Raw genomic sequence first — 12,476 nt, 5'->3', positions numbered from 1 at the left:
TATCCGATCGCTAATTATCGCACCACGCCATTACGCCAAGCGCAGAACATTAGTATGTTCCAAAGATAGCTACTACGATCGAATTGACCCGATAAATGCTCCAACCACAACCTACGAATTGGTTGCTCATCCAGTAGCCCGTCCTGCTGGAGATTTGATGGACTTAATAACTCCTCAGCCCACTCACGAAGCGGCCCTCTCAACCAAGCTCCTAAAGGAACGGAGAACCCCGTCTTTGGCCGCTCAATGAGTTCACGCGGCACATAACGGTAAAGTACCTGACGCAGTGCCCACTTACCAACCCCCCTCGCACCAATGAATGCTCTGGCAAGGCAAACGCCAGTTCGACCACACGATGGTCCAACAAAGGTGCTCGCGCCTCAAGGCTCGCGCTCATTGAAGCACGATCCACCTTCACTAATAGATCATCTGGCAAATACTGCCCCACATCCCATCGACGCATAGCCTCAATCGGAGCAGCGTCTTCAATCCAATGCTTCAATTCGAACGGACGCCTACCAAGCCCAAGCACCAAATTTTCCTCCGGCTGCCACTGCGACATCAGGCGAACATACATTTCCCCCAAACTGCTCGTTACCAACAACTGGGAAAGTCGGTGCATACGCCGTCCATTAATTGACTGCCTGCGCGTAGCCGGAAGAACCGACAGCATGCGATCCCATGCGGCAGCTGAAGGAATTCGCAACATTGCTGACACGGCACGACGCACCGGCAAAGGCAATCGGTTGACCTTGTTCCAAAGCTCAGAGGTCAACATGTAACGTGGGTAGCCAGCGAAAAGCTCGTCACCACCATCGCCCGATAACGATACCGTTACATGCTGCTTTGTCAGGTGGGACACTAGAGTCGTCGGAATTTGCGATGAGTCTGCGAAAGGCTCATCATAAATAAACGGGAGCCGAGGTATCAGTTCCTCTGCATCCTTGGAGGTCACATAAAGTTCGGTATGCTCCGTGCCCAGATGTCGGGCAACCTCCTTGGCAAATGGCGCTTCGTTGAACTCCGGCTGGTCGAAACCTATTGTGAAAGTCTTCACAGGTCTACTGCTATGCTTCTGCATCAATGCTACGACTGTGCTAGAGTCCACCCCCCCTGAAAGAAACGCACCCAAAGGAACATCTGCCACCATCTGTAAACGGACTGACTCGCTCAAACGCGCATCCACAAGATCTATCAGTGTCGCATCATCGGAGTGAGCAAGCTCCCTCGACAAGTCCTCATGCCCCCCTCCCCCACGCACCAGAATGAACGTGGTATAAGAGTAGCATCCACAGGCCGGCGCAGTTCCAGCATATGTCCGGGAGGCAGCTTATGAATACCTTTCCAGATTGACCTAGGCGCAGGTAGGTAGGCAAAACGAAGAAATTCGCTCAGCGCCTCCCTATCAACTTCAAGCCGGCCTCCTGCTACTGCCGTCAAGGACTTGAGTTCTGAGCCAAACAGCACACGCCCTCCCACTTCACCGTAGTAAAGCGGCTTCTCCCCCATTCGATCGCGAGCCAAAGTCAGTACACGATCACGCCGATCCCATAGAGAGATGGCGAACATCCCGACTGCGCGCTGCAAGGTCAGCTCTACCCCCCAGGCCTCTATGCAGGCCAGCAACACTTCGGTATCGCTATGCCCACGCCACACAGGGGCTCTGCCGGCGCTCTCCAGCTCATCACGCAACTCGGTGAAATTGTAGATCTCACCGTTATAAGACAAGATCCAGCGCCCACTAGCCGACGACATCGGTTGGTGGCCCTGTGCAGATAAATCGATGATTGACAGCCGTCGCTGGCCTAAGCCAATGCCAGCCTCATCATCAGTCCAAGCGCCCCAGTCATCAGGTCCCCGATGGGTGATAGGGTCGGTCATACGCTTGAGCTCAGGCCCCAGCGCCGCCGAATTCTGCCAGGTGGCAATTCCTGCGATTCCGCACATTATAATCGTCCAGTCGAAAAGTCAGTTGAGGGCCGGCGACAGAATATCCCGCAACTGATGTAGCCTTGTTCCCGCTCGATGCTCAGCCATTGCTCGGCGGTAGCCTGCACGCGCGAGCATCTCGCGCTCGGCCGGGTACGTCAGCAATCGGTCCAATTTGGTAATAAGGTCATCAGCATCGTCATAACTCTCAACCTCACGCCCAACATCGTAGAAATGCCCCAAATACTCGCCGCCATCGCTCAGCTGGGCCACTCCATTGGCCGGCAAATCAAACAATCGATAGCTCCCTACAGTGAACTTGCCACGCAAATGGGCGTTCACACCAAGTTTTGCCCGACGGTACAGTGGCACATAATCTTCGAAACGGATAGGCGTGACCCACATTGGAGTACGGTACTTCAAATTGAAGTAAACATTTTTCTTGGTCGATGCCAAACCGTGCACCTGGAAACGTCTTCCAAATGCCCGACGAATGGCAGCCAAGAATGGCATTTTGTCTAAGTAAAGCGCACCTACGAAGATAATGTCGATATCCCGAGGGCAGGCCATTACCTGCTCTTCAGACTCCTGCGGACGGCAGAACTGATCAAAGACCATCAGCGGCCAGAAATCGTGGCGTTTTGCTCCGCAATAGCTCAATTTCTCTGGCATCGTCAAATCACGACTATACGCCGGACTGTGATACAACACATGATCGTACGCATGGATATATGCGAAGTCTCGATCATAGGCCGTCGCAGGACCATCCGTTGTCCGGATAACCTTGTAGGTGTCCAGCTTAAGTAGAAACTCGGGGTGGTAAGGATGGCAGTTGTCAACCAACAACACATCCGTGCGCTCTTTGGCCATCAATGCTTTTAACGCGTCATACATGGCAGCAAGGCCAGGATGCCCCTGATAATAGAGATTGTCTAACTGCTGCGCCCGCAAATACATTGCCGGATTAAGGAATTTTCCGTGGTTAAAAGGGATAAAGGTGATCTCCGTATTACTTGCCGCACGAATCTCACGCTCCCAATACGCCGCTTCAAATCCAGTCTTATTGTAGGAATACAGAATTTTCACGAAACCACCTTGTCAACAGGAAGCTGCTCTCGTCCGCCAATGCCCACCAAAAAGGTTGCAACACAGCCAAACGAATAGGCAATAAGATAAGCCAGCCCAGCACCAGCTAGACCCCATTGGGGTAACGCAAGAGCAGCCAGTCCCAGGTACATAAGATCACGCGGTCCCACGATCAGCAGCAGCGAACGCCACATTCGTCCAGAGGACTGAACTAATTGATAAGCCGTTACGCCAGCCACTTCTGGAATAACAGCTAGCAACAACAACAACAGCAAGGAGCGCCCCTCCACAAAACCAGGTCCATAGAGCCCTAAAACCCAGTTGGACAGTGCAGCCATTACGGCCACAACCACAGTGGTAAAACCCACGCCAACGAAGAGATTGGCACGAAAGACCCTCCAATACTCTTTGCCCTCCCCCTGCCCTTCAAGCGGCTCAGCACTGATGCCGTCACCGTATTGAGAAGTACAGGCAGCTGCAGTAAAAGTTGTCGGAGTTGGTGTGCCACGGAAAATACGCCGACCCAAGCCATGCCACCTGGCTGACGCGCCACTAAGGCCGTGACGCCCCATAAGCAGGGCAAGGTCACCAAGCTGGCAAGCCCCGCGGGCAATGCAAAACGCCAAATTAGATCCCAGTCATCCCTCTCGATCCGCTTTGCTTTTTTAATCGCATGCCCATGACACGTTACTCGCAGAGCACCACGAAACGCCCACCAGCGGGCTGCTGACGAAAGAGTGAATGCGATGACGGCCCCCTCCAGCCCAAACTTCCAAGCCCCTACTGCAGACAAAATGCAATGCAATAAGCCGACCATGGCTCCTGCGCGGCTAATCACCCGAAAGGCTCCAAAACCCTGCAGAGCACCTTGCAAGTAGACTGTCTGCACATGAAACAACACACCAACCGAGGCCCACCGCAATGCAGATTCAACATCAGGATTATCCAAGATATGACGAGCTACAAATGGGGCTAAAGCCCATAACATTGCCGTTGAAATGAAGCCAGTGACAGAAGTAAATACCGCACACATACGCAACACTCGAGATACCCGTTCGGGGTGAGCATGTAAAAACTCACCCACAAACTTGGTGCCAATGATTCCCACGCCCCCTTGAGTAACCCCAACAACCGTCATCACGGTGGCAGTCGCCAACGCATAGGCCCCAAATACTTGCAGCCCCAACATGCGCGCAAGTATTAACCCCGTAAGCATGACAGAGCCTTGAAGTGAGACCGCAGAGACCAGACTCCAGAGGAAGCCTGAAGCAAGTCTTACGCGAAACGCACCAAATACGTTGAACAGCGCATGCAGGAAGTCATGCGGTGCGCGAGGCCGACCTCGATTGACCTTCATCATTCGTGGTGGTTGTAAATTTTGAAGCCCGCATCCTTCACCAAGGAATCACGACGAGCAGACTCGTAGTCCGCGTCTACCATCTCGTTTACCAATTCTTCGAAGGTAGTACGAGGCGTCCATCCCAGTTTCTCACGGGCCTTGGTCGGGTCTCCCAGAAGTGTCTCAACTTCAGTTGGGCGATAGTAGCGCGGATCTATTTTGACAATAACATCCCCTCGTTGGCAGGAAGCCAACGCCTTGCCTTCAACCTCTTCGACACGAGCCACTCGACCGACCTCGCAGTCGCCTTCTCCAGAGAACTCAACCGAAATCCCCAAACGCAGAGCGGCCCTACGGATGAACTCCCGCACGCTGTACTGCACTCCGGTGGCTATTACATAATCCTCGGGTTGCTGTTGCTGCAACATCAGCCATTGCATCTCAACATAGTCCCGAGCATGCCCCCAGTCCCGTAGTGCGCTCAAATTCCCCATAAACATACTATCCTGCAATCCCAGAGCAATGCGCGCCAACGCTCGAGTGATCTTGCGCGTTACAAACGTCTCACCACGCACCGGACTTTCATGATTGAAGAGGATGCCGTTACACCCATACATCCCATAGGCTTCTCTATAGTTTACGGTAATCCAATAGGCATAAAGCTTTGCCACTGCATAGGGGCTACGTGGATAAAAAGGCGTAGTTTCCTTCTGCGGAGTCTCCTGCACCAGTCCATACAACTCAGAAGTACTAGCCTGATAAAAACGCGTGGTCTTCTCCAGTCCTACAATACGAATCGCCTCGAGAAGGCGCAATGCACCCAAACCATCCGCGTTAGCGGTGTATTCCGGCTCCTGAAAACTAACAGCCACGTGGCTTTGAGCAGCTAGATTGTAGATTTCGTCCGGCTGCACTTTCTGCACCGTGCGAATCAAGGCAGTAGAATCCGTCATCTCACCGAAATGCAGGATAAAGCGAGGATCATCTGCATGAGGGTCCTGATATAGATGATCAATTCTATCCGTATTGAACAGCGACGTACGGCGCTTGATACCATGAACCTCATAACCCTTGTCTAACAGAAACTGTGCGAGGTAGGCACCATCCTGTCCGGTAATACCAGTGATCAGAGCCTTCTTTCGGGCATTGGTTGACATAAAAAAGCTCCTCAGAAACGCAACGAGGCGATCGCTTCAATCGCCTCAGGAATAGGGTAATGGTGGTTACCAACGAACAGGCCAAGCTTATCTATATGATTGGCATTTTCTAATTGACCAACCACCTCATGGTCAAAGTATTGAACAACAGGGTTCTTTGCAAAGTTGCCGGTCACAATGGGACGACATTCAAAGCCAAGAGCGCGCAAACGCTCCAGCAGTTGAGGGCGTGTCACCCTTGATCCTGGGCGGATCACAATGCTAAAACCAAACCAACTACTATTACCATGCTCGTGTTGGATCAGCAGATCGGGATGATTAATCATACGCTCAGTCCACTGTGCACCGTTACGGCGACGCTCAGCAACTATACTAGGTAATTTTTTGACCTGCGCACTACCCAATGCCCCTCCCATCTCCAACGGCCTTAAATTATAACCAGGCAAGACAAACTTGAATGACTCTTCAAAAGGATCATCGCTCTTACGCCCAGTAACTAGATTCTCCTGAGGTAAATTTCGAGTCCAGCCATGGGCACGCAAGCACAGCAGAATATGGTACAACTCCTCATCGTCCGTGCAGATGAGACCACCTTCCATCGTGGAAATATGGTGGGAGAAAAAAGTGGAATAGGAGCCCATCAAACCAAAGGTACCGCATTGACGACCTTCCAGCGTCGCCCCCATAGATTCGCAATTATCCTCTAACAAAACCAGATGATGCTCATCGCAGACAACTTGCAATGCATTGAAATCGCAAGGATTCCCGAGTAAATTTACCGCAAGGATCGCACGAGTATGGGAACTCACGGCCTTACGAACTTGCTCCACGTCCATGTTCAGTGTCTGCAGATCAATATCTACAAACTTGACCTTCAACCCATACTGATGCAACGGATAATAAGTTGTGCTCCAAGAAACAGCCGGCACAATCACCTCATCACCAGGGCGTAAACGACGCGACTCGTCCTTTGTGTAGAACATCGCCGCAATCATGGCTAGATTTGCTGACGAGCCTGAATTCACCATGACGCAGAAGCGGCTGCCGGAAAATTCTGCAAACTCTCGCTCAAACTGCGCCACTCTCGGCCCCATACTGAATACATTGGAGTCCACTACCGATTGAATGGCCCCATACTCTGCATCATCCCAAGTAAACGTAGCCAACGGAAATTTGTAACTCATCTCACAGTCCCTCCAAAAATGCCTTATAAGTATTTTCAATACCCTGATCAAGACTAATACATGGCTTCCAATCCCATTCGGCTTGCCGACTAACATCAACTACTTTTCGCTTCATACCTGCAGGTCTAGTTAAGTCATACTGGAAAGAACCGTTCCAACCAATTACTCGGCGGGCTGCCTCATAATACTCTTGGATACTAAAATCCACGCCGGTACCGACATTCATCAGCGGCGGCAGCTCCTCATAACGTTCGCAGCCTTCAATAATTGCGTCAGCTAGATCGCCTGCATACATAAATTCGCGACGAGCCGTTCCATCACCCCAGATTTCAACTGTATTTTCGCCCCCCGTTTTGGCCTCATGAATTTTGCGAATGATGGCGGGAAGCAGGTGCGCGCGGACAGGATCAAAATTATCAAAAGGCCCAAATATATTACACGGAATAAATGACTTATACTCAATGCCAGAAATAGCATCACGTGCATAGGTGCAGAGTTTTAGCACTGCGATCTTGGCAATTGCATACGCTTCATTAGTAGGCTCCAGCTCCCCAGTCAATAGCATCTCCTCAGTAAGATGCCCAGAATGATTCGCGGGGTAGATACATGAGCTAGCCAGATTGAGCAGACGCGGCACACCAGCCTGACGTGCAGCGCTTACAACATTCATCCCAATAGACACATTCTCGATCATGAAGCCCCAAGGATCAGCCCGATTCGCCTCAATGCCACCTACCTTTCCAGCAGCGTGTACAATGATATCTGGCTGAAATGCCTTGATTACCTTCAGCACCGCAGCCCCATCCCTCAAATCCAGCTCGTCCCTAGTTGGCGCCATGAACTCATGCCTATTGGCGCGTTCATGCAGCAACACATTCTTACCGACCATTCCTCGACCGCCAGTCAGAAAAATCTTCATTGCCTAATACTCCGATCTGGGGATTATTAACGGTTTGTCACATACCAAGACAGTGCTTCATCCAGCCCCAACTTCAAGGTATGTGTGGGTTCATAACCCAGCAGCCGACGAGCCTTACTCACATCCGCCTGACTATGGCGAACATCTCCTGCCCGGAAATCTCTATAGGTCGGCGTTGCATCCAGCGAGCTCCCTTCCTTAGATAAACCATCCCGCAACAGATCAAAAAGCTGGTTCAAAGTAGTACGATCACCGACCGCAACGTTATAAACCTGATTACGAGCCAAGGGGTCTACTGTCGTAGCCGCCAAGATATTAGCTTGGATCGCGTTGGCTACATAGCAAAAATCTCGGCTGGTCTCCCCATCTCCATTGATAAACACCTGCTGGCGATCAAGGAGGGCCGCCGCCCATTTTGGAATCACAGCTGCATATGCGCCATTCGGATCTTGACGGCGGCCGAAGACGTTAAAATAACGCAGCCCGATCGTTGTGAAGTCATAACTTCGAGCGAACACATCAGCATACAATTCATTTACATATTTAGTAACTGCATAAGGAGACAGTGGCTTGCCGATATTTTCTTCAATCTTGGGTAACGCAGGATGATCCCCATAGGTACTGCTGCTAGCTGCATAGGTAAAACTCTTCGCATTAGCATCCTTCGCCGCCACCAACATATGCAAGAACCCAGTGATATTCGTGGAATTACTCGTAATAGGATCAGCTAAGCTTCGTGGCACAGAACCTAGTGCGGCCTGATGCAGCACATAATCCACACCCTCACATGCCGCGTGACAAGCTTGGATATCGCAGATATCCGCTTCGATGAAACGGAAGTGGCTCCACTCTTTGGCACTCACAAGTTGTCGAACCTCATCAAGGTTACGACGGTGTCCTGTGGCGAAATTATCGAGGCCCATCACATTCTGTCCAAGCTTGAGCAGCGCCTCTAAAAGATTACTACCAATAAAACCAGCAACCCCGGTGATCAACCAGGTTCGTGGGGAAGCGCGCAAGTCGGCGCAAACTTGTTCATATCGATTCACAAAAGGCCTTTCACAAGCGACCATCGGCGCTGCCCAGCGGCAGGATGCCCTTAACGTCGTACAGCACCACATCTGGCTTACCCAGAGATTTGATACCTTGCTCACCTAAGGTCACAAACTGATGGTGGCCTACAGCAAGAACAATAGCATCATACCTTCCTTCTGGAGGAAACTCAGATAGACACTCGAGACCATATTCATGCTTGGCTTCAGCCGGATCAATCCAGGGGTCGTAGATATCAATATCTGTATTGTACTGCCGCAAACATTTTACGATATCTACCACCTTGGTATTTCGTACATCAGGGCAATTCTCCTTGAAGCTCAGCCCCAATACCAGCACCCGCCCACCAAGTACAGGCTTATTTTTACGCAGCATCAACTTAACCGTTTCGTCAGCTACGTGATGAGCCATGCTATCATTAATCCGCCGTCCGGCTAAAATAACCTCTGGATGATATCCAACCTCTTGCGCCTTATGTGTCAAATAGTAAGGATCTACACCAATACAATGCCCCCCAACCAAACCAGGACGGAATGGTAAAAAATTCCATTTTGTTCCAGCCGCAATCAAAACTTCTTGCGTATCAATCTCAAGTCTATGGAAAATCAGACTCAACTCATTCATCAGAGCAATATTTACATCTCGCTGCGTGTTCTCAATCACCTTAGCAGCCTCAGCCACCTTGATACTGCTCGCTTGGTGCGTGCCTGCCACGATAATTGAGGCATATAGTTCATTTACCTCGCTAGCGATTTCTGGAGTACTACCGCTGGTCACCTTTTTGATGGCGGGCAATCTATGTACTTTATCGCCTGGATTAATTCTCTCTGGGCTATATCCACAAAAAAAGTCTTGATTAAATTTCAAACCGCTTACACGCTCCAGAACGGGAACGCAAATCTCTTCTGTAGCTCCCGGATAGACTGTCGACTCATAAATTATGACATCACCAGCCTTGATCACCTTGCCAACGGTCTCACTAGCTTTAATCAATGGCACCATGTCTGGTCGATTGGCTTTATCGACCGGCGTCGGCACTGTTACAATAAAAATTTGGGCATCCGCAATATCTGCCACGAGGTGGGTATAGCTAAGATTTTTTGCTTCAGCCAACTCTGAAGAGCTACACTCTAGGGTATGATCCTCTCCTCTTTTCAATTCAGAAACCCTGGCCTCATTAATATCAAACCCAACAACGCAACGAATTCGACCAAACTCGACAGCAAGTGGCAAGCCGACATAGCCCAAACCAATAATTGCTATTTTTTTTTCTGACATTTTCAAATTAGACCTCTAAAAAATGGAAACCGGAAAATCAAATAAAACCTTGCCCCTCATGAGCTTTCCGCCCTTAGGCTGCAATCTAGAGAGACTATTTATCGACCACACTTAACCCCAAGCACTACAATTAACCTAAGTGCTTTTCAAAAACGGGTACATTTCCTCAAAGCCTAAGCAACTAAAGCACTTGCTGAATAAGAGTTTTAGCAACGAAAATCTCTCAAACTGCAGCATCCATATCTTTAATTATAAAACACCATAATAAATGATAGAATTTCTGTAGTTTTGCAATGACAATTTGAAACTACGACACCACCAATCAGACATGTGCAATATTTGGCCACCCCATCACCCTCATCGGCCATAGTTGTCTTCAAAGCGGACTATATCATCCTCGCCAAGGTAGCCGCCAGATTGAACCTCTATAATCTCCAATGGAATTGTTCCTGGGTTTGCCAGGCGATGCACCTCTCCCAATGGGATGTAAGTTGACTGGTTTTCCGTCAAGATAAAATTTTGGCTCCCATTAGTAATCTCCGCAGTACCCCTCACTACGATCCAATGCTCTGCACGATGATGGTGCTTCTGGAGGCTAAGGCTAGCCTTCGGCTTAACTAAAATACGTTTAACCTTGAAACGCCCTCCTTCATCTATACTGTCATACCATCCCCACGGACGGTGTACCTTGCGATGCAGCGTGTGTTCTTCTCGCCTTTGTCTTCCAAGCGTACTCACAATATGTTTAACGTCTTGACTGTGTGACTTATCTACAACCAATACTGCATCAGGGGTTTCAACAACGATGACATCCTTTACCCCAACTAAGCCCACCAGTCTACTAGTTGCATGTACCAAGGTATTCTTACTATTAGTTGTGAGTACATCGCCTATATGGGCATTACCATCACCATCTTTGGGCAAAACTTTCCAAACGGCATCCCAAGCACCTAAATCACTCCAACCTGCATCCAATGGTACCATTTTGATTGGAAATGCACTGCCAGGACAGTGCTCTAGAACTGCGTAATCAACTGACTCCGATGGAATCATGGAGAATTCAGCTTTACCAGGCCTAGTAAATTGAGAGTCGATTGTGCGTTTGCTCCAAGCCGAGCAAGTAGCATCAAAAATATCTGGACGAAATTGTTCAAGAACCTTCAGCCATACAGAAGCCTTGATCACAAATATTCCCGCATTCCAAAAGTACCCACCTTCTGCCAAGTATGCTTCAGCAGTCGATTCATCTGGCTTCTCAATAAAACGCTTGACCGTTAATACTTCCTCGCTTGAAGTACAACTCTCAATCTGAATATAGCCATAACCTGTTTCTGGACAGTCAGGTACTATACCTAGAATTACAATTGAACCGTGCTCGGCTTCATAAATAGCAGATTGCATGGCTGATGAAAAAGCGGTCGAATCAATAACCGTCTGATCCGCAGGAGTCACAACCAAAATTGGGTCTCCCTCTCCCTCGATGGCAGCCAGAGCAGCCAAGGTAAGAGCAGGAGCAGTGTTCCGTCCCACGGGCTCGAGCAAAGCCCCCCCCAACGCAACTCCTATTTCACGTAGTTGCTCAGAAGCTAAGAAACGATGATCCTCACCTGTAACAATAAGTGGATCTGAAACTAGAATGTCTTCACTTGACAAGTCAGAGAGTCGCCGGGCTGCTTGCTGAAAAAGGCTTTCACTTCCAGTCAAACACAGAAACTGTTTAGGGAACCCCGTTCGTGACAATGGCCACAAACGAGTACCCGATCCACCACATAGGATGACAGGCGCAACGTTGATCATACCTTTTGTGCTCCTTCTTTCTCAATTCCATCTATCTCTAACTTAAGAGCATCAATCTCTGCCTTTAGCGCCTCATACTCTTCAACTTTACGCTGTAAAAAACGGTGTGTGATAGCGGCTTTTTCTGCAACGCCGCTCAAAGTCAGCACATAAACATACCCAAACTTATTCTTTGAGTTGGCAAAATTCTTCATTTTCACCAATCCCTTTTGCATCAATGCCTTAAGACAATAGTTAAGCCCACCAACACTAATACCGAGTTTTTCGGCCAATTCACGCTGGGTAAGATCCGGATTTTCCTGCAAGATACGCATCACCCTAAAGTAGGTATCTTCTTGCAATTTTGCTTGGCGACTTATCATAAAATTGAATGATTCATCCAAATTAAATATACGATTACACCAACGATGACAAAGCCATTATAACGCGCCCTTTCAACAACCAAAATATAGACTTTAGACAGAAGAAATTTATGTACGAACTTGAACATCACACGAAGAAAAATACCGACTTAACCACATCGGCATTTAACCATTTCACATAAAGCTTTAGAGTCATAACACAGACTATGGCAAGATCAAACCCTGACCATCCCTGTATAATAAAACAAGTAGCGACTAAAAGTTATATCTTCACACTCAAATATCACTCAAAACCATTTCACATACAAACATTGAGATGAACAATAGCCTATAGAAAATATTACCTACTCTTACTTTCTCCAGTCGGTTTTG

At 49.0% G+C, this 12,476-nt stretch carries 11 protein-coding genes and 1 pseudogene; all 12 read right to left on the bottom strand.

What is annotated here, in order from left to right; genetic code table 11:
• Positions 1–14 precede the first annotated feature (14 nt).
• Positions 15–1,150 (bottom strand): annotated as a pseudogene (locus tag HQN78_RS22645) (asparagine synthetase B).
• Positions 1,151–1,194: 44 nt separating this feature from the next.
• Positions 1,195–1,881, bottom strand: coding sequence for an asparagine synthetase B (locus HQN78_RS25930; protein WP_370646571.1), 687 nt, complete (start codon positions 1,879–1,881; stop codon positions 1,195–1,197).
• Between the two features lie 87 nt (positions 1,882–1,968).
• Complete coding sequence (locus HQN78_RS22640) at positions 1,969–3,015, bottom strand: glycosyltransferase (protein WP_235086430.1); 1,047 nt, start codon at positions 3,013–3,015, stop codon at positions 1,969–1,971.
• Entirely contained in the window at positions 3,012–3,353 is a 342-nt protein-coding gene (locus tag HQN78_RS22635; protein WP_235086428.1) for a hypothetical protein, read from the bottom strand. The genes HQN78_RS22640 and HQN78_RS22635 overlap by 4 nt, the downstream gene beginning before the upstream one ends.
• Positions 3,353–4,375, bottom strand: coding sequence for an oligosaccharide flippase family protein (locus HQN78_RS22630; protein ID WP_235086426.1), 1,023 nt, complete (start codon positions 4,373–4,375; stop codon positions 3,353–3,355). Before HQN78_RS22630 ends, HQN78_RS22635 begins: the two co-directional genes overlap by 1 nt.
• Complete coding sequence (gmd, locus tag HQN78_RS22625; protein WP_235086424.1) at positions 4,372–5,511, bottom strand: GDP-mannose 4,6-dehydratase; 1,140 nt, start codon at positions 5,509–5,511, stop codon at positions 4,372–4,374. The genes HQN78_RS22630 and gmd overlap by 4 nt, the downstream gene beginning before the upstream one ends.
• 11 nt (positions 5,512–5,522) lie before the next feature.
• Positions 5,523–6,695, bottom strand: coding sequence for a DegT/DnrJ/EryC1/StrS aminotransferase family protein (locus HQN78_RS22620; RefSeq protein ID WP_235086421.1), 1,173 nt, complete (start codon positions 6,693–6,695; stop codon positions 5,523–5,525).
• A 1-nt stretch (position 6,696) separates the two neighbouring features.
• Positions 6,697–7,614 carry a GDP-L-fucose synthase gene (locus HQN78_RS22615; protein WP_235086419.1) on the bottom strand — a complete coding sequence of 306 codons (918 nt, stop codon included), beginning with the start codon at positions 7,612–7,614 and terminating at the stop codon, positions 6,697–6,699.
• A gap of 26 nt (positions 7,615–7,640) precedes the next feature.
• Entirely contained in the window at positions 7,641–8,609 is a 969-nt protein-coding gene (locus HQN78_RS22610) for an NAD-dependent epimerase/dehydratase family protein (protein WP_304502829.1), read from the bottom strand.
• Positions 8,610–8,673: 64 nt separating this feature from the next.
• Positions 8,674–9,945 carry a Vi polysaccharide biosynthesis UDP-N-acetylglucosamine C-6 dehydrogenase TviB gene (gene tviB / locus HQN78_RS22605; RefSeq protein WP_235089889.1) on the bottom strand — a complete coding sequence of 424 codons (1,272 nt, stop codon included), beginning with the start codon at positions 9,943–9,945 and terminating at the stop codon, positions 8,674–8,676.
• Between the two features lie 357 nt (positions 9,946–10,302).
• Positions 10,303–11,742: a mannose-1-phosphate guanylyltransferase/mannose-6-phosphate isomerase gene (locus HQN78_RS22600; RefSeq protein WP_235086414.1), complete on the bottom strand. Its 1,440-nt coding sequence runs from the start codon at positions 11,740–11,742 to the stop codon at positions 10,303–10,305.
• Positions 11,739–12,125, bottom strand: coding sequence for a MarR family EPS-associated transcriptional regulator (locus HQN78_RS22595; RefSeq protein WP_235086411.1), 387 nt, complete (start codon positions 12,123–12,125; stop codon positions 11,739–11,741). Before HQN78_RS22595 ends, HQN78_RS22600 begins: the two co-directional genes overlap by 4 nt.
• Between the last annotated feature and the right edge of the window lie 351 nt (positions 12,126–12,476).

The sequence above is a fragment of the Chromobacterium sp. Beijing genome (assembly GCF_021496765.1).
GTDB lineage: Bacteria > Pseudomonadota > Gammaproteobacteria > Burkholderiales > Chromobacteriaceae > Chromobacterium.
Note: the sequence above shows the minus strand (reverse complement) of the source record. Positions and strands in the feature narration are given on the sequence as shown.

Coding starts and splice junctions, on each gene's coding strand:
- HQN78_RS25930 (WP_370646571.1), bottom strand. CDS start 1,881: ATGACCGACCCTATCACCCATCGGGGACCTGATGACTGGGGCGCTTGG.
- HQN78_RS22635 (WP_235086428.1), bottom strand. CDS start 3,353: ATGGCTGCACTGTCCAACTGGGTTTTAGGGCTCTATGGACCTGGTTTT.
- HQN78_RS22630 (WP_235086426.1), bottom strand. CDS start 4,375: ATGATGAAGGTCAATCGAGGTCGGCCTCGCGCACCGCATGACTTCCTG.
- gmd (WP_235086424.1), bottom strand. CDS start 5,511: ATGTCAACCAATGCCCGAAAGAAGGCTCTGATCACTGGTATTACCGGA.
- HQN78_RS22620 (WP_235086421.1), bottom strand. CDS start 6,695: ATGAGTTACAAATTTCCGTTGGCTACGTTTACTTGGGATGATGCAGAG.
- HQN78_RS22615 (WP_235086419.1), bottom strand. CDS start 7,614: ATGAAGATTTTTCTGACTGGCGGTCGAGGAATGGTCGGTAAGAATGTG.
- tviB (WP_235089889.1), bottom strand. CDS start 9,945: ATGTCAGAAAAAAAAATAGCAATTATTGGTTTGGGCTATGTCGGCTTG.
- HQN78_RS22600 (WP_235086414.1), bottom strand. CDS start 11,742: ATGATCAACGTTGCGCCTGTCATCCTATGTGGTGGATCGGGTACTCGT.